Here is a 23,339-nt window from a genome sequence, read left to right as displayed (position 1 = left end):
GCGGGCACGCGGCACCGGGTATCGTTTACGCCGTGCCTGAGATTGAGTTTCGCTCCGATGTGACCGTTGAACTGGTTCGCGCCAGCGCCCACGACTCCGACGTGCTGTTCGCAGCCCGGGTGTCGACCCAGGGCGAGCAAACCCTCGAGGAGAGCCGCCTGGAGGGCTCGGAATCCGAGGCCGACCTGAAGCGCGACCGTGGGTTGATCAATTACCTGATGCGCGACCGCCACGGTTCGCCGTTCGAGCACAACTCGATGACCTTCTACGTGCAGGCGCCGATCTTCGTGTTCCGCGAGTTCATGCGCCACCGCATCGCCTCCTACAACGAAGAATCGGGCCGCTACCGCGAGCTGAACCCGGTCTTCTACGTTCCCGCCCCCGAGCGCAACCTGCTCCAGGTCGGCAAGCCGGGAGCCTACGACTTCCTGCCCGGCTCGGCCGAGCAGACCGCCCTGGTCGAGCAGCAGACCCGCGACGTGTCCGTGCACGCCTACGGCGCCTACCAGCGGATGCTGGAGGCCGGCGTCGCCCGCGAAGTCGCGCGGATCATCCTGCCGCTGAACATCTACTCGTCGATGTACGTCACCATGAACGCCCGCTCGCTGATGAACTTCCTCAGCCTGCGCACGAAGCGCGAAGGGACGCACTTCCCGTCGTTCCCGCAGCGCGAGATCGAAATGTGCGCGGAGAAGATGGAGGACTTCTTCGCCGAACTCATGCCGCTCACCTACGACGCGTTCAACACGAACGGCCGAGTCGCCCCCTGACCCCGGGGCCCCGTGTCGCGACCTGTGTTGCGACCCGTGTTGCGACCCCGTGTTACGACCGGGCTGCAGGCAAACCCGCCGAGCCGCTAGCCTGTAATCGTGACTACGCCATCGAATCCATTCGGCCAGGTGCTCGTCGCCCTGGTGACTCCCTTCACTGCCGACGGGGAAGTCGACTGGCCCGGCGTCGCCCAGCACATCGACGATGTGATCCGGGCGGGAGCGGACGGCATCGTCGTCACCGGCACCACCGGGGAGACCTCCACCCTGACCGACCCGGAGAAGATCCGCCTGGTCGAGGTCGGCAAGGATGTCTCCGCCGGCCGGGCGAAAATCATCACCGGCGGCGGTTCCAACGAGACCGCCCATGCCATGCAGCTCGCCAAGCAGAGCGAGAAGGCGGGCGCCGACGGCAACATGATCGTCACCCCGTACTACAACAAGCCCACCCAGGCCGGCGTGCTCACCCACTTCCGCATGATCGCGGATGCCACCGACCTCCCGGTCATCCTCTATGACATCCCGGGCCGCACCGGCATCCCGATCGAGTACGCGACCATCCTCCGCGCCGCCAAGCACCCGAACATCCTCGCCGTGAAGGACGCCAAGGGCGACCTCGCCCAGGTCAGCCGGGTGCTCAACCAGACCGACCTGTTGTACTTCTCCGGCGACGACCCCAACGTGCTGCCGCACCTGGCCATCGGCGCCACCGGGCTGATCGGCGTCACCGCGAATATCGCGGCCACCCCCTACCGGCAGATGGTCGACGCGGTCAACGTCGGCGACCTGAAGACGGCCACCGCCGCCCACAAGCAGCTCGAACCGCTGGTGCGGGCGTGCATGACCCACGTGCCGGGCACCGTCGCGGTGAAGTACATCCTGCACGGCCTCGGCCGGATCGGCAGCCCGCGCGTGCGCCTGCCCCTCGTCGGGCCGGAAGAGTGGGAAGCCGCCCAGATCGAAGACGAAATCGATCTGGTCACCGGCATCCCGGGCGTGGACTTCTCCAACTTCCGGCCCGACCGCAACGCCGCGGCCGGAGGGGCGCTGCCCAGGATCGCCGGCACGACCCGCTAAACGAAAGAGCCCCGGGAGGGCATATGCCAGGCGACGTATACGAACCGGCCGCACTCGAGCCCGGGACCCTCCGGATCATCCCGATCGGCGGCCTCGGCGAAATCGGCCGGAACATGACCTCGTTCGAGATCAACGGCAAGATTCTGATCGTGGACTGTGGCGTGCTGTTCCCCGAGGAGCACCAGCCGGGCGTCGACCTGATCCTGCCGGACTTCGGCCCCATCCGAGACCGCCTGGGCGACATCCTCGGCGTCGTGCTCACGCACGGCCATGAGGACCACATCGGTGCCGTCCCGTACCTGCTCAAACTCCGCCAGGACATCCCCCTGATCGGCTCCGGGCTCACCCTCGCGTTCATCGAGGCCAAGCTCAAGGAGCACCGGATCACCCCGTACACGCTGCAGGTGGCCGAGGGGCAGACCGAGCGGCTCGGCCCGTTCAGCCTGGAGTTCGTCGCCGTCAACCACTCGATTCCCGACGCCCTCGCCGTGGCGATCAAGACCGAGGGCGGCACGGTGCTGCACACGGGCGACTTCAAGATGGACCAGCTGCCCCTGGACGGCCGGCTCACCGACCTGCGCGAATTCGCGCGCCTCGGCACCGAGGGAGTCGACCTGTTCCTGGTCGACTCGACCAACGCGGATGTCCCCGGCTTCACCCCGTCCGAGCGCCTGATCGGGCCCGTGCTGGAGGACGTCATCGCCCGGGCGCCGCGGCGGGTCATCGTCGCCAGCTTCTCCAGCCACGTGCACCGGGTGCAGCAGGTCCTCGACGCCGCGCACGCCAACGGCCGCCGGGTGGCGTTGCTCGGCCGCTCGATGGTGCGCAACATGACCATCGCCGCCGACCTCGGCTACCTCAAGGTGCCGGAGGGGGTGCTGGTCGACTTCAAGAAGGCCGGCAACATCCAAGGCGACAAGATCGTCTACATGTCGACCGGCTCCCAGGGCGAGCCGATGGCCGTGCTCAGTCGGATGGTCAACCGGGACCACCAGATCGAGGTCGGCCACGGCGACACCGTCGTCCTGGCCTCCAGCCTCATCCCCGGCAACGAGAACGCGGTCTACCGGATCATCGACGGCCTGACCAGGCTCGGTGCGAACGTGGTGCACAAGGGCAACGCGAAGGTGCACGTCTCCGGACACGCCGCCGCCGGGGAGCTGCTGTACTGCTACAACATCGTCAAGCCGAAGAACGTGCTGCCGGTGCACGGCGAATACCGCCACCTCGTCGCGAACGCCCGGCTGGCCATGGACAGCGGCGTGCCCGAGGCGAACACCATCCTCGCCGAGGACGGCACCGTGATCGACCTGCGGGACGGAATCGCCCGCACGGTCGGCCAGCTCGACATCGGCTACGTGTACGTGGACGGGTCGACGGTGGGCGAGATCACCGACGCCGACCTCAAGGATCGCCGCACGCTGGCCGAGGAGGGGTTCATCTCGATCATCATCGTCGTCGACGCCAACACCGGGAAGGTCATCGTCGGGCCGGAGATCCACGCGAAAGGGTTCGCCGAGGATGACGCCGTCTTCGACGCGGTCAAGCCGAAAATCGTGGCGGCCCTCGCCGAGGCCGCCCACAGCGGAGTGCGGGACCCGTACGCGCTGCAACAGGCCGTGCGCCGGGTCGTCGGCCGCTGGGTGAACGTGTCGTTCCGCCGCCGCCCGATGATCGTGCCCCTCGTCATCGAGGCCTGACCCGCGCCCCTCCCGCCCGCCTCCCGGGTTGACTTGCGGAAAAGGTACCTTCCTCGAGCCCGGGAAGGTACTTTGTCCGCAATTCAGCGGGCGATGGATGGGCAGCAAGCCGTGACGGGTGGGCGTGGGCTGCCGAACAACGGCCGGGGCGGCGGTACCGTAGATTCCATGGCTACGAGCACTAAGTCGACCGGTCGCGCGCGCACCACGCCCGCACGCGGCACCCCGGCGCGGAAGCCCGTCGCCAGGACGGCGACCCAGAAGACCGTGAAGTTCGAACCGAAGCCGGCCCTGCCCGTGCGCATCTGGATGGCGCTCGCCCACGTGACCGGCGGCGCCGCCCGCGCCCTCGGCCCCGAGCAGCTGTCCAAAGAGGAGCGCCGCGACGGACTGCCGTTCTTCCTCGTGCTGCTCTCGATCGTCGGTGCCGTGATCGAGTGGTTCCTGATCAACAGCCCCGTCGCCAGGACCCTCGACGCCTGGACCTTCGGCGGGCTGTTCGGGCGGGTCGCCTTCGCGCTGCCCGTGATCATGCTGCTGTTCGCAATCTGGCTGTTCCGCAAGCCCAGTTCGATCCACGACAACGGCCGCGTCGGCATCGGCCTGTCCGTCCTGCTGGTCTCGGTGTCCGGGCTCTCCCACATCTTTGGCGGGATGCCGGCACCCAGCGAGGGCATGGAGCGGCTCGCCCTGGCCGGAGGCGTGATCGGCTGGATGATCGCGGCCCCACTCACCTTTCTCACCACCTCGATCGGCGCGACGATCATCGTCATCCTGCTGCTCATCCTCAGCCTCTTCATCATCACCAGGACGCCGCCGAACAAGCTGCCGGAACGGCTGCGCGAACTGTACGCCTGGCTCTTCGGCGCGCAGCTGCCGGACGCAGAGGAACGCCAGGCCACCCGGGACGCCAAGGCCGGGAAGACCGCGCAGGTCGAACTCGACGGTGTCGACGGCGACAACACCGGCGGCGACAACAGCGCGCTGCCCTGGTGGAGGCGCAACAACAGCAAGCGCGAGGAAGACCCCGACTTCGACGGGCCGATCAGCGTCGACGCGCGAGGCAAGGCCCGGGACGCCGACTCCGGCACCGTGGACCCGCTCAGGGACCTGCTCGGCGGCGACGGAACCGGGGGCTTCGCCACCGCCCTCGAGCCGGCGGAGACCCCGGCCGACCCGCGCAGCGACCACTACGGCACCGAGGTGCTCGAAGACCTGGTGCGGGCCGAGGACGCGGTCAAGCGCTTCACCGGCGAGGTCGAGCCGCACGCGTCCGCGATCGGCCTCCACGCCGACGACCCGACGGGCCTGACCGAGGTGCTGCCCGGCTTCGAGGAACTGGAGGCGGCCCTGGCCGCTCCGCCCGCCGAGGCGACCGCGCCCACCGCGCCGCAGCCGACCGTCCCCTACGTGCTGCCGTCGGCGATGACCCTGATCGCCGGGCCCCCGGCCAGGGCCAGGTCCGCCGCCAACGACGACGTCGTCCGGTCGATCACCGAGGTGCTGCGCCAGTTCCAGGTCGACGCAAAGGTCACCGGGTTCTCCCGCGGCCCGACCGTGACGCAGTACGAGATCGAACTCGGCCCCGGCGTCAAGGTGGAACGGGTCACCGCCCTGAGCAAGAACCTCTCCTACGCCGTCGCCTCGAACGAGGTGCGCATCCTCTCGCCCATCCCGGGCAAGAGCGCCATCGGCATCGAAATCCCGAACACCGACCGCGAAATCGTCACCCTGGGCGATGTGCTGCGCTCGGCGACGGCCACGAACAGCACCCACCCGATGACCATCGGCGTCGGCAAGGATGTCGGCGGCGGCTTCGTCATCGCCAACCTCGCCAAGATGCCCCACCTCCTCGTCGCCGGCTCGACCGGCTCCGGCAAGTCCAGCTTCGTGAACTCGATGATCACCAGCCTGCTCATGCGCGCCAAGCCCAGCGAGGTGCGGATGGTGCTGATCGACCCGAAGCGGGTCGAGCTCGCCGCGTACGCCGGCGTCCCGCACCTGATCACGCCCATCATCACGAACGCGAAAAAGGCCGCCGAGGCCCTGCAGTGGGTCGTCAAAGAGATGGACATGCGCTACGACGACCTGGCCAGCTTCGGCTTCCGTCACATCGACGACTTCAACAAGGCCGTCGTGGGCAACGAGATCGTGCTGCCGGCGGGCAGCGCCCGCACGCTCAAGCCCTACCCGTACCTGCTCGTGGTCGTCGACGAGCTCGCCGACCTCATGATGGTGGCCCCGCGCGACGTCGAGGACTCGATCGTGCGGATCACCCAGCTCGCGCGCGCATCCGGGATCCACCTGGTGCTCGCCACCCAGCGCCCCAGCGTCGACGTCGTCACCGGCCTGATCAAGGCCAATGTGCCCTCGCGCCTCGCCTTCGCCGTGACCAGCGTCACCGACTCCCGCGTCATCCTCGACCAGCCCGGCGCCGACAAGCTCATCGGCCAGGGAGACGCCCTGTTCCTGCCGATGGGCGCCTCCAAGGCGATCCGGGTGCAGGGCGCCTGGGTCAACGAGGCCGAGATCGAGAAGGTCGTCAAGCACGTGACCCGCCAGGCGCGCCCCGACTACCGGCCGGATGTCGCCATGGAGGCCCCCCGCAAGGAGATCGACTCCGACATCGGCGACGACCTCGAGGTGCTGCTCGCGGCCGCCGAGCTCGTGGTGTCCACGCAGTTCGGGTCGACCTCGATGCTCCAGCGCAAGCTGCGCGTGGGCTTCGCCAAGGCCGGCCGCTTGATGGACCTGCTCGAGTCGCGGGAGATCGTCGGTCCCTCGGAGGGGTCGAAGGCGCGCGACGTGCTCGTCAGCGCCGAGCAACTGCCGAGCGTGCTCGCCAAGCTGCGCGGATCGGACGCGGAGCACCACGCCGCGGAGCAGCGCGCGGCCGCGTACCCGCCGGCCAATGCCGCCCCGGATCCGCGCTACGCCGACGACCCGGTCGCGAAAATGACCGAAGACTATCCTGAAGAGGACGCCTCCTCCGACGAAGACGCCTGGCAACTGACCGACAGGGATTGAACCGATGGCAACGCCGAACACCGATCCTTCCGCCACGCCGAGCAATTGGAACCTGCCTAACGTGATCACGGTCATTCGCATCCTGATGGCCCCCGTGTTCTTCTGGATGCTCCTGGCCGACGCCGGCCAGCACGGCTCGCTGCGCTGGGCCGCTGCCGTGGTCTTCATCGTCGCGATCGCGACCGACGGCATCGATGGTGCCATCGCCCGTCGCCGCAACCTCGTCACCGACCTCGGCAAGCTGCTGGACCCGATCGCGGACAAGGTGCTCACCGGCGGGGCGCTCGTCTGCCTGTCCATCCTCGGAGAGCTGTGGTGGTGGGTCACGATCGTGATCCTGGTGCGCGAGATCGGCATCACCGTGTTCCGGTTCGTCATGCTCCGCGACCACGTCATCCCTGCCTCCCGCGGCGGGAAGCTCAAGACCGTCACGCAAGCCGTCGCGATTTCGCTCGCGCTGCTCCCGCTCTGGCTGGTCGTGGGCGAGTGGGTGTACTGGGTCAACTGGACCGCCATGGCGCTCGCCCTCATCCTCACCGTCGTGACCGGCGTCGACTACCTCGCGGCCGGCTGGCGCGAGCGCCGGAAGCGCCGCCATGCCTGACCTCCCGGCCGCCGGCCCCGCCTCCCCGCAGGCCCGGGATGCCGACAGCGCCGATGCCGCGGCCCTCCTGATTGCGGAGCTCACGGCCCGGCACCTCACCATCGCGGTGGCGGAGTCGCTCACCGGCGGCCTGCTGGTGGCCGAACTCGTTCGCATCCCCGGCGCATCCGTCGTCGTCAATGGGGGAGTGGTGGCCTACCAGACCGAACTCAAGCACCGCCTCCTCGCGGTGGACAGCAGCATCCTCAACGTGCACGGACCCGTGCACCCCGATGTGGCCATGCAGATGGCGATCGGCGTGCGCACGCACCTCGCCGTCGGCGGTGAGCGGGCCGACATCGGCGTCTCTACGACCGGGGTGGCCGGCCCGGATGCCACGGAGGGGCACGCGCCGGGCACGGTGTACATCGGCCTGTCGCAGGGCTCCGGGTCCTGGGTGATCCCGCTTCGTCTCGCCGGCGACCGCGACGCGGTTCGCGCGCAGGCCGTCGTGCGCGCCGTCCAGGCCGTGCGTGAACTACTCGGCCGGGACCCGTCGGAATAGTTCCGCGGAGGGCGTGGTTACAGTCACAAGATTCCCGAGGCCACGGCAGGACATTCACAAGGAAAGTCCAGTGACCGAGGGTACTCTGGGAGTGTCGGACGGTTGCGGTAACGTAGGCCATCCGCCACCACGAACCCGATCGTGATGGGCACAGTGAGCACAGTTGCATGAGAAGGAGGTTCCGATGATTCTTGTACGTCAAGAAATCGGCGATGTACTCAGGGACTTCCGCCTGCAAAAAGGTCGGACCCTTCGTCAGGTAGCCAGCAAGGCCAGCGTGGCCCTGGGGTATCTCAGCGAAGTCGAGCGTGGTCAGAAGGAAGCTTCTTCTGAGATTCTCGCTTCCGTAGCAGACGCGCTTGACACCCCGATCTCGGTCATCATGCGTGAAGTCGGCGATCGCCTCGCCGTGATCGAAGGCCTCGAACCGTTCCCGGACACCATCCCCGACGAATTCGTTTCGACCTTCGACTCCACCATCATGGCCCGCTAGAGCGACCGGCGCTGGGCGAGTTGTGCGACTGAGTGAGTTCCGCCAGGCCCTGAAAGACGAGTTCGGCGACGCCTACGGCCGGGTGCTCACCCGAGACCTGGTGCTGACCCCCCTGGGCGGTCGCACGGCCGACCAGGCCCTCGCCGGCGGCACGCCCGCCCGCGATGTCTGGCTCGCGCTCTGCGCCGAAACGGATGTGCCCAAGAGCCGCTGGTACGGCGCGGGGCTGCCCGCCCCGCACAAGTAGACCTCAGCGGGACGAGGTGCCGCTCTGGGCAGACGCGTTCACCAGGGTTGACGGCGCCATAGCGCCCTTCGGCGACCTCCCGGGGCTCGTCGGGATTGCGGTTCGCCTTGTTGAGCGACTGGGCGAGTGGGGAGTGGGCCTGTTCACCCTGGCCGAAACGGTCTTTCCGCCCATACCGAGTGAGGTCGTTCTTCCCCTGGCGGGCTTCCTGGCCCAGCAGGGCGAGCTGAGCGGCGCCCTCCTGGTCGTCACGAGCACGCTGGGCGCTTATCTCGGCGCCCTGCTGCTGTACGGACTCGGGGCGCGCCTCGGGCTCGAGCGCTCCATTCGCTGGCTGGCGAAACTTCCCCTCGTTGATCGTGACGACTGGGACAGGGCTGCCCGCTGGTTCGGCCGGCACGGTCGATCGGCCGTCTTTTTTGGTCGTCTCGTGCCGGGGATCAGAAGCCTGGTCTCATTGCCGGCCGGCGCCGAAAGGATGAATCTCACCTCGTTCAGCATCTTCACGATCGCGGGAAGCGGAATCTGGAACACCCTCCTGATCCTCCTGGGCGCCGCCCTGGGCACGCAGTACGAGCTGGTGGCCCAGTACGCCCAGTACCTCAACTACGTGCTCTATGCGGCCATTGCCGGGGTCGTTGTCTGGCTTGTGCTGCGGCGGATGCGAGGACGGCGAGCGGCGAGTGCGCGCGCCGACGACGCGGCGGATGACCCTGGTGCACCGTCCGGGTGACCGAGTGCGGGCGTGACGCGCCACGCCGCGGGTCACAGGTTCATCGAATACCTGTTCGGATATTGCTAGGCTCCTCAACAGCAAAAGTCGAAGACGGCTTATCCACTTCCGCCGCGACCACCGACCAATGTCGGGGGCCCGGCGTACAGTCGATTTCGTCAACGACAGACCGCACAAGCCTTGTCGACAGGGCGCAATCGGGGTCTTCCCGGTGAGCCGAACGACAGCCTATAGGCGCCACAACGCATGACCGAAGGAGAACGACAATGGCATCAGCAGCAGATCGCGAGAAGGCCCTGGAAGCGGCACTCGCCCAGATCGACCGCCAGTTCGGCAAGGGCTCCGTCATGCGTCTGGGCAGTGACGAGCGCGCGCCCGTCGAAACCATCTCCACCGGGTCGATCGCCCTGGACGTCGCGCTCGGCATAGGGGGCCTGCCCCGCGGCCGCATCGTCGAGATCTACGGTCCGGAATCGTCCGGTAAGACCACACTCACCCTCCACGCCATCGCCAACGCCCAGAAGGGCGGCGGTATCGCGGCGTTCATCGACGCCGAACACGCGCTCGACCCGGAGTACGCCAGGAAGCTCGGCGTCGACATCGACGCGCTCCTCGTCTCCCAGCCCGACACGGGCGAGCAGGCCCTCGAGATCGCGGACATGCTCGTCCGCAGCGGGTCGATCGACCTGATCGTCATCGACTCCGTCGCGGCGCTCGTGCCTCGCGCCGAGATCGAGGGCGAAATGGGAGACTCGCACGTCGGCCTCCAGGCTCGGCTGATGTCCCAGGCCCTGCGCAAGCTCACCGGTGGGCTCAGCCAGACCAACACCACCATGATCTTCATCAACCAGCTGCGCGAGAAGATCGGCGTGTTCTTCGGCAGCCCGGAAACCACCGCCGGCGGCAAGGCGCTCAAGTTCTACGCCTCGGTGCGCCTCGACATCCGCCGGATCGAAACCCTGAAGGACGGCACCGAGGCAGTCGGTAACCGCACGAGGGTCAAGGTCGTCAAGAACAAGATGGCCCCGCCGTTCAAGCAGGCCGAATTCGACATCATCTACGGGGTCGGCATCTCCCGAGAGGGCAGCCTGATCGACTTCGGAGTGGACCAGGGCATCGTCAAGAAGTCCGGCGCCTGGTACACCTACGACGGAGACCAGCTCGGCCAGGGCAAGGAGAACTCGCGCAACTTCCTGCTCAAGAACCCGGACATGGCCAACGACATCGAGAAGAAGATCCTCATCAAGCTCGGTGTCGGCCCGGAGGGCATCGCCGCAGCCAAGGCTGCCAAGGACGCCGCCACGGCAGCCGCAGCCGCCGAGGGCGGCGCCAAGGTCGAGTCCATCCAGACGAAGCTCAGCGCCCGCAAGGGCGCCTAGCCCCGGCCCAATCCCCGGCACGGCACCGCACGATTCAGCACGAGAGGCAGGTCACGGGCATGGTTCACTTCGAAGCATCAGAGTCAGCGCAGGACAGCACGATGGCGCCCGTGACCTACCTCCCCGGGGTCGTCCCGCCGGAAGACCCGGCCGCCGAGCAGGCCGCGCACGACGATGCGAGCGCGGAGCGCGAACGGGCCGAGAAGGTGCTGCTGCACCGGCTGCGGGGACGGTCGCTGTCCATCTCCGAGGCGCGCACGGTTCTTCGCACGACCGACATCGACCAGAACGAGGCCGAGGAGATCATCGAGCGTTTCGCGGAACTCCACTACATCGACGAGGAGAAACTCGCCGAGCAGATCATCCACAGCCACCACGAACGCAAGGGCCTCGGTCGAGCCGGGGTGCAGACGGAGATGCGCCGCCGGGGCCTCGACGCCAACCTGATCCTGGAAAAACTCGAAGAGCTGCCGGACGATGAGGCCGAGCGGGCGATCGAGATGGCCATCAAGCGGGTCGGGCAGCTCGAACGATTCGACGAGCAGACAATCGACCGCCGGCTCACCGGCTTCCTCATGCGCAAGGGCTACAGCTCCGGCGCCGTGCGGCTGGCCGTGAAGGCGGCGCTGGCGTCCCGGTCAGTCGGCAGACCCACGACCGTACGGTTCCGCTAGGCCGCCGGGCCGACGGGCCGATGGGCCGACGGGCTGATTGGCCGGAGAGTGCCGGATCCGGCTGGCGCGCGGCATCCGCCCCGCAAACGTAAACTAGACCCACTATGACCAGCATGACCGCAACACCCGCCCGTGCCACGACGCCCTCCACCGGGCCGACCGTGATCGCCCCGTCCGAGGCCGCCATCGACGCGGATGGCCGCGCGCGCAGCTATGAGGTGCGCACCTTCGGCTGCCAGATGAACGTGCACGACTCTGAGCGGCTCAGCGGCTCCCTCGAGGCGGCCGGCTACGTTCCCGCGAACGGCGTCGAAGCGGACATCGTCGTGCTCAATACCTGCGCCGTGCGGGAGAACGCAGACAACAAGCTGTACGGCAACCTCGGCCACCTCGCGTCCGTCAAGCGCCGCCACGAAGGCATGCAGATCGCCGTCGGCGGCTGCCTGGCCCAGAAGGACAAAGACACCATCCTGGCGAAGGCGCCCTGGGTGGACGCCGTCTTCGGCACCCACAACATGGGTGCCCTGCCCAGCCTGCTCGAGCGTGCCCGGCACAACGGGGAGGCCCAGCTGGAGATCCTCGAGTCCCTCGAGACGTTCCCGTCGACCCTGCCCACGAAGCGGGACTCCAGCTACAGCGGCTGGGTGTCCATCTCGGTCGGCTGCAACAACACCTGCACGTTCTGCATCGTCCCGGCGCTGCGCGGCAAGGAGAAGGACCGCCGTCCGGGGGAGGTCCTCGCGGAGATCCAGGCCCTCGTCGACGACGGCGCCATCGAGGTCACCCTCCTCGGCCAGAACGTCAACTCCTACGGCGTCGAATTCGGCGACCGGCTCGCATTCGGCAAGCTGCTGCGTGCGGCCGGCCGGATCGAGGGGCTGGAGCGCATCCGTTTCACCAGCCCGCATCCGGCGGCCTTCACCGACGACGTCATCGACGCCATGGCCGAGACCCCCGCGGTGATGCCCCAGTTGCATATGCCGCTGCAGTCCGGCTCCGACCGCGTCCTCAAAGCCATGCGCCGCTCCTACCGCTCCACGAAGTTCCTCGGCATCCTCGACCGGGTGCGGGCGCAGATGCCCGGCGCGGCGATCAGTACCGACATCATCGTCGGCTTCCCCGGCGAGACCGAGGAGGATTTCCAGGAGACCCTCCGCGTCGTTGAGTCGGCGCGCTTCGCGACTGCCTTCACCTTCCAGTACTCGATCCGCCCCGGCACGCCCGCGGCGACCATGGCCGACCAGGTCCCGAAGGCCGTCGTGCAGGAACGCTACGAACGCCTCGCCGCCCTGCAGGAACGCATCTCCTGGGAGGAGAACCAGAAGGTCGTCGGCCGCGAGGTCGAGCTCCTCGTCGCCAACGGCGAGGGACGCAAGGACGCCGACACCCACCGGCTCAGCGGGCGCGCGCCGGACAGCCGGCTCGTGCACTTCAACCTGCCCGACGGATCGCCCCGCCCCCGGCCCGGAGACATGGTCACCGTCACGGTCACCGAGGCGTTCCCGTTCCACCTGATCGCCGACTCCGCCGACTCCGCCCCGCTCCGCATCCGCCGCACCATCGCCGGGGACGCGTGGGACCGGCTCGAGGCCGAATCCTGCGGGGTTCCGGCGTCGCATGGCGCGGACAGTGCCGCCGGGCCGGTGTCGCTCGGACTGCCGACCCTGCGACCGGGCAGCGGCTCCGCCACCATTCCGATCTACGACGTCACCGACGGAGAGCGCTGACGCCCGTGCTCGTCGTCATCGTCGGGCCGACCGGCACCGGCAAATCCGAGCTGTCACTCGACCTGGCCGAGCGCCTTGCCGCCCGCGGACAGCCCGCGGAGATCGTCAACGCCGACGCCATGCAGCTCTACCGAGGCATGGACATCGGCACGGCGAAGCTTCCGGTGGCCGAGCGGCGCGGCATCCCGCACCACCTGCTCGACGTGCTCGCCGTCACCGACGAGGCCACGGTAGCCAACTACCAGCGGGATGCCCGGGCGGCCATCGACGACATCTCCGCGCGCGGCGCCGTGCCGATCCTCGTCGGCGGCTCCGGGCTCTACATCTCCTCCGTCGTATACGACTTCCAGTTTCCCGGCACCGACCCCGCTCTCCGGGCCCGGCTCGAGGGGGAGCTGGCCGAGCAGGGGCCCGGCACCCTGTACGGCAGGCTGAAGGCCGTCGATCCGGAGGCCGCGGCCAGGATCGGCCCGAGCAACGGCCGCCGAATCGTGCGAGCCCTCGAAGTGGTTGAACTCACTGGGGCGCCGCATCGCGCCGCCCTGCCCGGCGACGCGGTCTACTGGCGGCCGGCGGTCACCGTGGGTCTGCGGATGCCGCGTGAGGAACTCACCCAGCGCCTGGACGCACGCGTCGAAACCATGTGGGCCGACGGGCTCGTCGAGGAGGCGGAAAGGCTCATCCCGTGCGGAATCGAGACGGGCGTGACGGCCAGCCGCGCTATCGGCTACGCCCAGGCCCTCGGCCAGCTGCACGGCACCCTCACCCGCGGGGAAGCCATCGAGACCACGCAGCAGTTCACCCGCCGCTACGCGAGGAGGCAGGTGAGCTGGTTCAAGCGCGACCCGCACACCCACTGGATCGACGCGCGGGCCGCCGACCGGTCGGAGCAGGCGCTGGGCCGCGTGGACCCGGCCACCTGAAGTCGCCCCTGAACCGGGCCGCCTAAACTGGGCTGATGGGCATCGATCTCAACTTCACCAAGGGCCAGGGCACTGGCAACGACTTCGTTCTCTTCGCCGACCCGGACGGGCTGATCGAGCTCACCCCGGAGCAGATCCGCGCCGTCTGCGACCGCCAGTTCGGCATCGGCGGCGATGGCATCATCCGCGCGGTCCGGTCGCGTAGCCTCCCCGACGGCGCCGCCGCGCTGGCCGAAGACGACCAGGCCGAGTGGTTCATGGACTACTGGAACGCGGACGGAACGGTGTCGGAGATGTGCGGCAACGGCATCCGGGTCTACGCGCTCTATCTCGTCGAGCAGGGGCTCGCGCAGCTGGCCCCCGGCGAGACCCTCGCCATCGGAACGCGCGGGGGAGTGCGCGACCTGCAGCGGAACCAGTCGGGTTTCCAGGTCGACCTCGGGCGTTGGAGGCTCGCCGGGGGCGAACCCCTCGTGCGCGCGAAGAACCTGGCCGTGGCCCGCCCGGGCCTCGGCATCAACGTCGGCAACCCGCACGTCGTGGTCGCCCTCGCCGACTTCGACGAACTCGAGGCGGCCGACCTCGGCTACATCCCGCAACTCGACCCGGAACCGGTCGGCGGCACCAACGTCGAGTTCGTCGTCCCGCACGACCCGCTTGTCGTCGACGGTGTCGGCCGGATCCGGATGCGCGTGCACGAGCGCGGCAGCGGGGAGACGCTCTCCTGCGGCACCGGTGCCGTGGCCGCCGCGCTGGCCACCCGGCACTGGGCCGGCGCCGGCGCCCCCAACCAATGGCGCGTCGAGGTGCCCGGCGGCGTGCTCGGCGTGCGGATGTTCCCGGCCGAGGACGGCGAGCACGCGTCCCTCTCCGGGCCTGCCGTACTCGTCTTCGACGGGGTCTTCAGCCTCGGCTAAGCGACTGTTGGGGTCCAGCGAAGTGAGAGTCGCCGTTTGTGCCGAGAATCGCCGGTAGAACGGCGACTCTCGGCGGAAACGGCGATTGTGGACGGCAGACGGCGGCGGGTTAAGCGACGGCGCCGGGCTCCGGCTCGCGCCGCTTCACCTGCAGCACCCGGAAACCCTTGCTGGTCGCGGTCCGGGCAACGGTGTACTCGGCGGGCAGGTCGCCCTCGAGCCAGCGGTGGAGCGAATCAGAACCGAGGTTGCGCTGCACGACGAGCCAGGCATCCGCGTCGGTTTCAAGGCGGGGAAGCCAGGCCCGCAGCAGCGCGTGGAGTTCGCTCTTGCCCACCCGGATCGGCGGGTTGGACCAGATCGAGCGGAACATCACGTCGGCCGGAACATCGGCGGGCAGCACGGCCTTCACGTTCGTCAGGCCGAGCGCGGCCGCGTTCATCCGAACCAGCTCCAGCGCCCGCTCGTTCACGTCCACAGCCCACACGCTGGCGTGCGGGGAGCTCAGGGCCAGGTGCAGGGCAATCGGGCCCCAGCCGCAGCCGAGGTCGAGGAAGTTTCCCCCGGGCGGCGGCGTCGGCGTGTTCGCCAGCAGGACCTGGGTGCCGGTATCGATGTGGTCGGGGCTGAAGACAGCGTTCGCCGTGGTGACCTCGTACGGGTGCCCGGCCAGTTCCACCGTCACCTTTCGCAGTTTCAGCGCGCTGTCGGGCGTTGCGGAAAAGTAATGCTCTGGTGCCATAGAAGAGAACGTATCGCTTATGGAGGAACTAGGGTTAAAGGGATGACTGAACCAGAAGTGCCGCAGAGCGACGACGTAGTAGCGCGGGTGCTTGCCAGTGCCGAGACCCGGGCCTCCGGCTATGCCCTCTTCCGGAGCGGCTCCGCGCAGGCGCTGCAGGGAGAAACCTCCACCGGCGAGCATGACGGCGAGCAGCAGGACCGGGAAGACCGCAACGCGCTCCGCCGCGTGCCCAGCCTCTCCACCGAGCTTGAAGACGTCACCGAGGTTGAATACCGCCAGTTGCGCCTGGAGAACGTCGTCCTGATCGGCCTGTACACCCAGGGCACCGTCGCGGACGCCGAGAACTCGATGCGGGAGCTCGCGGCGCTGGCCGAAACCGCCGGCGCGACCGTGCTCGACGGTCTGATGCAGCGCCGGGCCAAGCCCGACGCCAGCACCTACCTCGGCAAGGGCAAGGCGGAGGAACTGGCCGGGATCGTGCAGGCCATGGGCGCGGACACCGTCATCGCCGACACCGAACTGGCCCCGAGTCAGCGGCGCGCGCTCGAGGATGTCGTCAAGGTCAAGGTCATCGACCGCACCGCCGTCATCCTCGACATCTTCAGCCAGCACGCGAAGAGCCGCGAGGGCAAGGCCCAGGTCGAACTAGCCCAGCTCGAATACCTCCTGCCGCGACTGCGCGGGTGGGGTGACTCCATGTCCCGCCAGGCCGGCGGCCAGGTGGGTGGGGCCGGGGCCGGCATGGGCTCCCGTGGACCCGGTGAAACGAAGATCGAGCTGGACCGCCGGCGCATCCACACGCGCATGTCCAGGCTGCGCAAGCAGATCCTCGAAATGAAACCGGCCCGCGAAGCGAAGCGGGCAAACCGCAAGCGCAACGCCGTGCCCTCGGTCGCCATCGTCGGCTACACCAACGCCGGCAAGTCGAGCCTGCTCAACCGGATCACCCGCGCCGGCGTGCTCGTCGACAACTCGCTGTTCGCCACCCTCGACGCCACCGTGCGCAAGTCCACCACCGCCGACGGCCGGCTGTACACGCTGACCGACACCGTCGGCTTCGTGCGCAACCTGCCGCACCAGCTCGTCGAGGCCTTCCGCTCCACGCTCGAAGAGGTCGCCGACGCCGACGTCATCGTTCACGTCGTCGACGCCTCCCACCCCGACCCGGTCAGCCAGCTCGCCACGGTTCGCGACGTGATCGGCGAGGTCGGCGCCCGGGACATCCCGGAACTCGTCGTCTTCAACAAGAGCGATCTCATTGCCGACGACGACCGCCTGGTGCTGCGCGGCCTCCAGCCTCGCGCGATCTTCGTCTCGGCACACAGCGGCGAGGGCATCGAGGAGCTCCTGGCCGCGATCGCCGAGATCCTGCCGAGCCCGCAGATCGAACTCGACCTGCTGATTCCCTACGAGCGCGGCGACCTCATCGCCCTGTTGCACGACCAGGGCCGCGTGCTCTCCACCGTGTACGCCGAGACCGGAAGCCAGGTCAAGGCCCTCGTCACGCCGGAGATCCAGGCTCAGTTCACGCCGTTCCTCAGCGTCCCCGCCATCGCGGGCTGACAACCTCAGGCCGTCGCGTAACCCGCCCGGCCTGAAACATACAGACACACTCCAGCCTCACCCGATCGGGCGTTGTTAGAGTCTCTTTCAATCGTTGCCGCCGGGATTGCCGGCCGGCATGGAGCGACAGCCGAGCCCGGCACCCGCCCGCGAGCACCCGCCAGGCCTGCCTGGCGGTCCGCGGCCGCCCGGCCATTTCAGTGCTCGTTACTACCGTGCTTCTGCCGAATGAGGGAACAATGACCGAGACGACGACGACGCGAACGCGCGGCCGGCGCATTCCGTTCTCGTTCGAGCTGTACCCGCCCAAGTCCGAGGCCGCCTCGACCGCGCTCACCCACACGATCGACCGTCTCGCCGCGGCCGGGCCCGACTTCATCTCGGTCACGTACGGGGCGAACGGCTCCTCGCGCACCTCCTCGCTCGACGTGCTCCGCTACATCCTGGACGCCACCGGGGTCGACCCGATGGCCCACCTGACCTGCGTGGGCTCCTCAGCCGCCGAGGCGAGTCGGCTGATCCGGGAGTTCCTCGACGCCGGCGTGCGGAGCTTTCTCGCCCTGCGCGGCGACCCACCGCAGGGTGTCGACGAAGGGGAGACCTTCCTCGGCGACCTCGGCAGTGCCGCCGAACTCGTGCAGCTGATCCACCGGGTGCAGGCCGAACGGGTGCCCTATCGCGAAACCGTCATCCCCGGCCTGCCCGGCGCCCGCGCCGTCAAGACCGAACGGGAGAAGGTACGGATCGCCGTGGCCGCGTTCCCCAACGGCCACCCGCGATCCCGGTCGACGTCCCAGGACATCGACACCCTGCTGGCCAAGCAGGCCGCCGGGGCCAACCTCGCGATCACCCAGTTGTTCTTCCACGCGGACCACTACCTCAGCTTCATCCACCGTGCCCGCGAGGCCGGTGTCGAGTTCCCCATCCTGCCAGGAATCATGCCCGTCACCAGCCCCAACCGGCTCCGGCGCATCCTGGAACTGTCCGGCGAGGAGGAGCCGGCCGACCTGTCGATCCAGCTGCAGGTCGAGCCCACCGAACAGGGCCAGCGCGAAATCGGGATCACCCACGCCGTGGGACTCGCCAGGGAACTGATCGCCGGCGGCGCCCCCGGCCTGCACCTCTACGCCTTCAACCAGCACGAAACCGTGCTGGCCGTGCTCGAGGGGTGCGGGGCGCTCCCCGCCTCCTCCCCGCACGCGGCCACCCAGATCACGGCCGCGCAACGTACGGCCCACCGACCCACATCCACCGCACACACCCACCCCGTCAAGGAGTCAGCATGACGAACACGCCCGCATTCCCCACCGGCACCATCCTCGGCTACCCGCGCATCGGGCGCCGGCGAGAACTGAAGAAGGCGGTCGAGGCCTTCTGGGCCGGCTCGCTCAGCGCCGACGACCTCGAGGCGACCGCAGCAGGGCTCCGCCAGTCCACCAGGGAACGCCTCGCCGGCCTGGGCCTGGCCCGCGCCGACTCGTCCATCCCGGAGAGCTTTTCCTACTACGACCAGGTGCTGGATGCCCTCTGCACGGTGGGCGCCGTGCCGACACGGTTCGCCGGCCTCGTCGACGCCGACGGACGGATCGACCTGGCCGGGTACTTCACCCTGGCCCGCGGCGAGGGCGAGCACGCCCCGCTCGAAATGACCAAGTGGTTCGACTCGAACTACCACTACCTCGTTCCCGAGATCGGCCCGGAGACGGATTTCCGTCTGGCGAGCGACCGCATCGTGCGCGAATTCGAGGAGGCCAGGGCCGCCGGATTCCTGACCCGCCCGGTCATCGTCGGCCCGGTGACGTTCCTGCTGCTCAGCAAGCCCAGCGACGGCGCCCCCGCGGACTTCCAGCCGCTCGATCGGCTGGGCGACCTGCTTCCCGTCTACGCGGCGCTCGTGTCCAGGCTCGCCGCGGCCGGCGCCGACTGGGTGCAGTTGGACGAGCCGGCCCTCGTCAGCGAGAGCATCGAGACGCCCCGGGCCGAGGTCCTCGGCGCCGTCGAGTTCGCCTACGCGACCCTCGGCCGCCTGGCCGAGCGCCCGGCGATCTTCGTCGCCGCGCCGTATGGCAGCCTCGACGACGCGCTCCCGGTCCTCGCGGGAAGCCCGGTCGAGGCGATCGGCCTGGACCTCGTGCGCGGCAGCATCCCCGCCGCCGTCCCCGGACTGTCCGAGAAGACCCTCGTCGCCGGGGTCATCGACGGCCACAACATCTGGCGCGGCGACCTCGCCGGTGCCTTCGACGCCGCGGCACGCCTCCTGGACCTGTCGCCGAACGTCGCGGTGTCCACGTCCACCTCGCTGCTGCACGTTCCGCATGACGTCGAGGACGAGTCGTCCCTCGGCGCAGACCTGAAGGGCTGGCTCGCCTTCGCCGACCAGAAGGTCGGCCAGGTTGCCGCCCTCGCCCTCGGCCTGGCCGACGGCCGGGCCGCCATCCAGCCCGTCCTGGACGCCGCCACGGCGGCCCTCGAGGCCCGTCGAACCGCCCCCGGCGTGCGCGACGGTGCCGTGCGCTCGCGCGCCGAGGCGCTGACCGAGGCCGACTTCTCCCGCGGCGACTACGCCATCCGCCTGGCCGAGCAGGACAAGGCGCTGGGCCTGCCGCTGCTGCCCACGACGACGATCGGCTCCTTCCCGCAGACCGGGGAGATCCGCCGCGCCCGCGCCCAGTTCCTCAAGGGGACCCTCACGGCCGACGAGTACCGCGACCTCATGCGCGCCGAGATCTCCCGCGTGGTCGACCTGCAGGAGGAGATCGGCCTCGATGTCATCGTGCACGGCGAGCCCGAACGCAACGACATGGTGCAGTACTTCGCCGAGAACCTCGACGGCTTCGCGGTCACCGAGAACGGCTGGGTGCAGTCCTACGGGAGCCGCTGCACGCGCCCGTCCATCCTCTGGGGCGACGTGTCCCGGCCGAAGGCGATCACGGTCGAATGGTCGAGCTACACGCAGGGCCTGACCGCCAAGCCGGTCAAGGGGATGCTGACCGGTCCGGTCACGATCCTCGCCTGGTCGTTCGTGCGCGACGACCAGCCGCTCGGCGACACCGCGCGCCAGGTCGCCCTGGCGCTCCGCGACGAGATCGCCGACCTCGAGGCCGCCGGGATCGGCGTCGTGCAGGTCGACGAGCCCGCGCTGCGGGAGCTGCTGCCGCTCAAGAAAAAGGACCACGCCGCCTACCTCGACTGGTCGGTGGGATCCTTCCGCCTGGCCACCGCCGGGGTGGCCGCCCGGACACAGATCCACACCCACCTCTGCTACTCGGAATTCGGCGTGGTGATCGACGCCATCCGCAACCTGGACGCCGACGTCACGAGCATCGAGGCGGCCCGGTCGCGGATGGAGGTCGTCGGCGACATCCAGGCCCACGGCTTCGACCACGGCATCGGGCCGGGCGTGTGGGACATCCACTCGCCGCGCGTGCCGAGCGTCGCCGAGCTGACCGAGTTGCTCGAAGTTGCCGTGGCCGGGATCCCGGTGCGCCAGCTCTGGGTCAACCCGGACTGTGGGCTCAAGACCCGCGGCTACGAGGAGACCGTCGCGTCGCTGCGCAACATGCTCGAGGCGACCCGGATCGTGCGCGCCGAGCTCGGCGCCGGCCAGCCGGCCTAGCCGCCGCGGCCCCGCCCGCCGCAGCCCCGCCCGCCGAACTGTGAGTTTGGCACCTTCCCGAGCCCAACGAAGGTGCCAAACTCACGGTTCGGCGGGGCGCAGGGACGGGAAATCTACTTCCAGCGGCGGGAGGTCCCGGCCAGGAACTGCGCGTAGCCAGCGATGGAGGCCGTCGAGCAGAGGACCTGGTACAGGACGAGGAACGCGACGTAGCCGGTCAGGTTGCGTCGCACGCCCAGTCCCAACGGGCCGAACACCCAGCGGCGCTGGTAGTGCCGGAGTGCCCCGTAGATCACCAGGGTCATCGGGATGACGGTGAGGGCCCAGGCGGACACGATCGCCGGGTACCCGAACACGAAGAGCACCAGGCCCGGCAGCCAGATCAGGGCGTAGCCGATGTCCAGCAGCGGGATCAGCAGATTGATGGCGGCGATCATCCCGGCCAGCCGCCGGCGCTGGCGCCACGGCGGCACGCTGCGGATGCCCTCGAACATGCCGCGCGCCCACCGGGCTCGCTGCCGCATGAAGTGCACGACCCGGGCCGGGGCGTCGGTGAAGGCGACGGCCGTGGGCTCGAAGATCACCCGCCCGCCCTGCTCGAGGAGCTTCCAGGTCACGACGATGTCCTCGCCGATGGCATCGGGCCAGCCGCCGATCGCGCGCATCTGCTCGGTCCGGTAGACGGAGAAGGCCCCCTGGGCAACCAGGGTGGCCTGGTACATGCCCTGCATGCGCTTCACGGCAGCGATGCCGAGGAAGTAGTCCCATTCCTGCATGCGAGTGAGCAGGTTGGTGCGCGAGTTGCGGACCAGCACCGTGCCGGCCACCGCCACCGTCGCCGCGGGCGCGGATTCCAGCCGGGAGATCAGCCGCCGGAGGGCCTCCCGGTGAAGCAGGGTGTCGGCATCCACGGTGATGACGTAGGGCGTCTCCACCAGCTGGAGCGCCGTGTTCAGGGCATAGGACTTGCCGGGACGGCTCTCGTAGGCGACCGCGAGGCTGACGCCGAACTCCGCGGCCGCGCGGACGGCGACCTCGGCGGTGGCGTCGGTCGAGCCGTTGTCGGCCAGGATCACGGTGACGTCCCCGGCATAGTCGCTCTGGCCGATGCAGCGGATAGTCTCCGCCATCCCGCTCTCCTCGTCGCGGGCGGCCACGATGATCGTCAGCGGCGAGGTCGGGTTGTTGACGGTGCGCGGGGGCTGGCGGTCGAGGATGAGGGACATCGCCATCAGGGCGACGACGTAGCCGGGCAGGTAGGCCACCAGGGCCACGATGATCCAGGCGGCCGGCGCCCCGATGTCGCGCGAGAGGTCGACAATCCAGGGGAGGGAGAACCAGAGGGCGAGCCCGGTCCAGAGCACGGCGAAGGCGACGGCGATCGCGAACTTGACGGCGACCGTCAGATAGAACCGCCGGTAGCCGTCCGGCACAGGCGGCGGCGAGGGTGACGGCGAGGGTGACGGTGCGGCTGACGGTGCCGGTGACGGCGATGCGACGGGCGTGGAACCGGCGGATTCCGGGGGGAGCGTCGGACGCGCTTCGGGCACGGTACGAGACGTTTGCGCGGGCATGGACTTCCTCGGTTTCGGGCGGCCCGCAATGGGCCCCCAGTGGATCACCTTGCGGAAGCACTCACCACAGGCGGTTCGCGCCGCAATTCCACAATATTGGCTGCGGAGTGCCCAGCGGGGGCGCGGGGCATCCCCCTTCGGGGCGATTCCGGGCGCGCCGCCCCCGCTTCCGGCCCGTCGTGGTCTATACGGAGCGGAGCACCGCCACGACCTTGCCGAGAATCTCGGCGTGGTCGCCCACAATCGGTTCGAAGTTGGTATTGCGCGGGAGAAGCCAGATGTGCCCGTCGCGCTGGCGGAAGACCTTGACCGTCGCCTCGCCGTCGAGCATCGCCGCGACGATTTCGCCGTTCTCCGCGTTCTTCTGCTGGCGTACGACGACCCAGTCGCCGTCGCAGATCGCGGCGTCGATCATCGATTCGCCGATCACCTTGAGCATGAACAGCTCGCCCTTGCCAACGAGCTGGCGGGGGAGCGGAAAGATCTCATCGATCATCTGGTCGGCCATGATCGGCACGCCGGCGGCGATGCGGCCGACCAGCGGCACCATGACGGCGTCGCCGACCTGCAGGCCGGACTGGAAGTTCTCCGTGGAGCCGGCCGCCACATCGTCGGGTGACTGCGGGAGCTCGATCAGCACCTCGATGGCGCGGGGACGGTTCGGGTCGCGGCGCAGGTATCCGCTCAGCTCGAGCTGGTTTAGCTGGTGCGTGACGCTGGACAGGGAGGAGAGTCCGACGGCGTCGCCGATCTCGCGCATGCTTGGCGGGTAGCCTCGCTGGCTGACCGAGCGCTGGATGACATCCAGGATGGCGAGCTGTTTCTCGCTCAGGCTCTTGCGCCGACGGGTGCCGCCCTTATCCCGGGAACCGGTGTCCTTGCTCACGTTCGTGCTCCTCGTGCCGGTCCGCAGACGGGGGATGACCCTCGCGGAGGAATGTCGGTGGTGTCTGGTTGAGTTCAAAACGAACAATCTGACACTCGAAACTGTATCCGGCATAACCCCCGATAACAAAGATGTATTCG

General features: G+C 68.9%; 20 protein-coding genes. 17 read left to right on the top strand and 3 right to left on the bottom strand.

All coding sequences use genetic code 11. From position 1 onward, the window contains the following. The first annotated feature begins 32 nt into the window (after positions 1-32). The 14 genes from thyX to dapF all read left to right on the top strand — a co-directional run bounded on the left by thyX (position 33) and on the right by dapF (position 14,815). The gene (thyX, locus tag E3T54_RS00965) at positions 33-770 is read left to right on the top strand and encodes an FAD-dependent thymidylate synthase (RefSeq protein ID WP_174775333.1); all 738 of its coding nucleotides are present in this window, start codon (positions 33-35) and stop codon (positions 768-770) included. A gap of 99 nt (positions 771-869) precedes the next feature. Then, entirely contained in the window at positions 870-1,847 is a 978-nt protein-coding gene (gene dapA / locus E3T54_RS00960) for a 4-hydroxy-tetrahydrodipicolinate synthase (RefSeq protein ID WP_134474179.1), read from the top strand. Between the two features lie 23 nt (positions 1,848-1,870). Continuing rightward, positions 1,871-3,547 carry a ribonuclease J gene (locus tag E3T54_RS00955; protein WP_134474178.1) on the top strand — a complete coding sequence of 559 codons (1,677 nt, stop codon included), beginning with the start codon at positions 1,871-1,873 and terminating at the stop codon, positions 3,545-3,547. Positions 3,548-3,715: 168 nt separating this feature from the next. After that, positions 3,716-6,574 (top strand): DNA translocase FtsK, encoded by a 2,859-nt coding sequence (locus tag E3T54_RS00950; RefSeq protein WP_134474177.1) that lies wholly within the window; start codon positions 3,716-3,718, stop codon positions 6,572-6,574. Between the two features lie 4 nt (positions 6,575-6,578). Further along, positions 6,579-7,178, top strand: a complete 600-nt coding sequence (gene pgsA / locus E3T54_RS00945) for a CDP-diacylglycerol--glycerol-3-phosphate 3-phosphatidyltransferase (protein WP_092323932.1) — start codon at positions 6,579-6,581, stop codon at positions 7,176-7,178. After that, positions 7,171-7,722 carry a CinA family protein gene (locus E3T54_RS00940; RefSeq protein ID WP_092323933.1) on the top strand — a complete coding sequence of 184 codons (552 nt, stop codon included), beginning with the start codon at positions 7,171-7,173 and terminating at the stop codon, positions 7,720-7,722. Before pgsA ends, E3T54_RS00940 begins: the two co-directional genes overlap by 8 nt. Before the next feature lie 184 nt (positions 7,723-7,906). Continuing rightward, positions 7,907-8,215, top strand: a complete 309-nt coding sequence (locus E3T54_RS00935) for a helix-turn-helix domain-containing protein (RefSeq protein WP_092323935.1) — start codon at positions 7,907-7,909, stop codon at positions 8,213-8,215. 22 nt (positions 8,216-8,237) lie between these two features. Next, positions 8,238-8,462 (top strand): DUF3046 domain-containing protein, encoded by a 225-nt coding sequence (locus tag E3T54_RS00930; RefSeq protein ID WP_134474176.1) that lies wholly within the window; start codon positions 8,238-8,240, stop codon positions 8,460-8,462. 16 nt (positions 8,463-8,478) lie between these two features. Further along, a complete protein-coding gene (locus E3T54_RS00925; RefSeq protein WP_241976987.1) occupies positions 8,479-9,195 on the top strand; it encodes a DedA family protein in 717 nt (238 codons plus the stop codon). A gap of 266 nt (positions 9,196-9,461) precedes the next feature. Next, on the top strand, positions 9,462-10,574 hold the full coding sequence (recA, locus tag E3T54_RS00920) for a recombinase RecA (protein WP_092323938.1): 1,113 nt from the start codon (positions 9,462-9,464) through the stop codon (positions 10,572-10,574). A 59-nt stretch (positions 10,575-10,633) separates the two neighbouring features. Then, positions 10,634-11,248: a regulatory protein RecX gene (locus E3T54_RS00915; protein WP_134474174.1), complete on the top strand. Its 615-nt coding sequence runs from the start codon at positions 10,634-10,636 to the stop codon at positions 11,246-11,248. Between the two features lie 113 nt (positions 11,249-11,361). Further along, complete coding sequence (miaB, locus tag E3T54_RS00910; protein ID WP_134474173.1) at positions 11,362-12,975, top strand: tRNA (N6-isopentenyl adenosine(37)-C2)-methylthiotransferase MiaB; 1,614 nt, start codon at positions 11,362-11,364, stop codon at positions 12,973-12,975. Beyond that, positions 12,972-13,898, top strand: coding sequence for a tRNA (adenosine(37)-N6)-dimethylallyltransferase MiaA (gene miaA / locus E3T54_RS00905; protein ID WP_134474200.1), 927 nt, complete (start codon positions 12,972-12,974; stop codon positions 13,896-13,898). Before miaB ends, miaA begins: the two co-directional genes overlap by 4 nt. 35 nt (positions 13,899-13,933) lie before the next feature. After that, a complete protein-coding gene (gene dapF, locus E3T54_RS00900) occupies positions 13,934-14,815 on the top strand; it encodes a diaminopimelate epimerase (protein ID WP_092323941.1) in 882 nt (293 codons plus the stop codon). A gap of 109 nt (positions 14,816-14,924) precedes the next feature. Here the strand turns inward: dapF and E3T54_RS00895 are convergent, their stop codons facing one another. Then, positions 14,925-15,557, bottom strand: coding sequence for a class I SAM-dependent methyltransferase (locus E3T54_RS00895; protein WP_134474172.1), 633 nt, complete (start codon positions 15,555-15,557; stop codon positions 14,925-14,927). 42 nt (positions 15,558-15,599) lie between these two features. Here E3T54_RS00895 and hflX point away from each other — a divergent pair, with 42 nt between their 5' ends. The 3 genes from hflX (at position 15,600) to metE (ending at position 20,739) form a co-directional block, all read left to right on the top strand. Beyond that, positions 15,600-17,123, top strand: a complete 1,524-nt coding sequence (gene hflX, locus E3T54_RS00890; RefSeq protein ID WP_134474171.1) for a GTPase HflX — start codon at positions 15,600-15,602, stop codon at positions 17,121-17,123. 239 nt (positions 17,124-17,362) lie between these two features. Beyond that, positions 17,363-18,409: a methylenetetrahydrofolate reductase gene (locus E3T54_RS00885; protein ID WP_134474170.1), complete on the top strand. Its 1,047-nt coding sequence runs from the start codon at positions 17,363-17,365 to the stop codon at positions 18,407-18,409. Beyond that, the gene (gene metE / locus E3T54_RS00880; RefSeq protein ID WP_134474169.1) at positions 18,406-20,739 is read left to right on the top strand and encodes a 5-methyltetrahydropteroyltriglutamate--homocysteine S-methyltransferase; all 2,334 of its coding nucleotides are present in this window, start codon (positions 18,406-18,408) and stop codon (positions 20,737-20,739) included. The genes E3T54_RS00885 and metE overlap by 4 nt, the downstream gene beginning before the upstream one ends. A gap of 113 nt (positions 20,740-20,852) precedes the next feature. Here the strand turns inward: metE and E3T54_RS00875 are convergent, their stop codons facing one another. Both E3T54_RS00875 and lexA read right to left on the bottom strand, forming a co-directional pair. Further along, positions 20,853-22,172, bottom strand: coding sequence for a glycosyltransferase (locus E3T54_RS00875; protein ID WP_134474168.1), 1,320 nt, complete (start codon positions 22,170-22,172; stop codon positions 20,853-20,855). A 325-nt stretch (positions 22,173-22,497) separates the two neighbouring features. Next, positions 22,498-23,199: a transcriptional repressor LexA gene (gene lexA, locus E3T54_RS00870; RefSeq protein WP_241976986.1), complete on the bottom strand. Its 702-nt coding sequence runs from the start codon at positions 23,197-23,199 to the stop codon at positions 22,498-22,500. Positions 23,200-23,339: the final 140 nt, after the last annotated feature.

Source organism: Cryobacterium sp. Sr8 (assembly GCF_004403225.1).
In the GTDB taxonomy this organism is placed as follows: Bacteria; Actinomycetota; Actinomycetes; order Actinomycetales; family Microbacteriaceae; genus Cryobacterium; species Cryobacterium psychrotolerans.
Note: the sequence above shows the minus strand (reverse complement) of the source record. Positions and strands in the feature narration are given on the sequence as shown.

Bases quoted from the DNA above. Each gene is read 5' to 3' on its own strand.
- E3T54_RS00955 (WP_134474178.1), top strand. From the start codon at position 1,871: ATGCCAGGCGACGTATACGAACCGGCCGCACTCGAGCCCGGGACCCTC.
- E3T54_RS00950 (WP_134474177.1), top strand. From the start codon at position 3,716: ATGGCTACGAGCACTAAGTCGACCGGTCGCGCGCGCACCACGCCCGCA.
- pgsA (WP_092323932.1), top strand. From the start codon at position 6,579: ATGGCAACGCCGAACACCGATCCTTCCGCCACGCCGAGCAATTGGAAC.
- E3T54_RS00940 (WP_092323933.1), top strand. From the start codon at position 7,171: ATGCCTGACCTCCCGGCCGCCGGCCCCGCCTCCCCGCAGGCCCGGGAT.
- E3T54_RS00935 (WP_092323935.1), top strand. From the start codon at position 7,907: ATGATTCTTGTACGTCAAGAAATCGGCGATGTACTCAGGGACTTCCGC.
- recA (WP_092323938.1), top strand. From the start codon at position 9,462: ATGGCATCAGCAGCAGATCGCGAGAAGGCCCTGGAAGCGGCACTCGCC.
- E3T54_RS00915 (WP_134474174.1), top strand. From the start codon at position 10,634: ATGGTTCACTTCGAAGCATCAGAGTCAGCGCAGGACAGCACGATGGCG.
- miaB (WP_134474173.1), top strand. From the start codon at position 11,362: ATGACCGCAACACCCGCCCGTGCCACGACGCCCTCCACCGGGCCGACC.
- dapF (WP_092323941.1), top strand. From the start codon at position 13,934: ATGGGCATCGATCTCAACTTCACCAAGGGCCAGGGCACTGGCAACGAC.
- E3T54_RS00895 (WP_134474172.1), bottom strand. From the start codon at position 15,557: ATGGCACCAGAGCATTACTTTTCCGCAACGCCCGACAGCGCGCTGAAA.
- hflX (WP_134474171.1), top strand. From the start codon at position 15,600: ATGACTGAACCAGAAGTGCCGCAGAGCGACGACGTAGTAGCGCGGGTG.
- E3T54_RS00885 (WP_134474170.1), top strand. From the start codon at position 17,363: ATGACCGAGACGACGACGACGCGAACGCGCGGCCGGCGCATTCCGTTC.
- metE (WP_134474169.1), top strand. From the start codon at position 18,406: ATGACGAACACGCCCGCATTCCCCACCGGCACCATCCTCGGCTACCCG.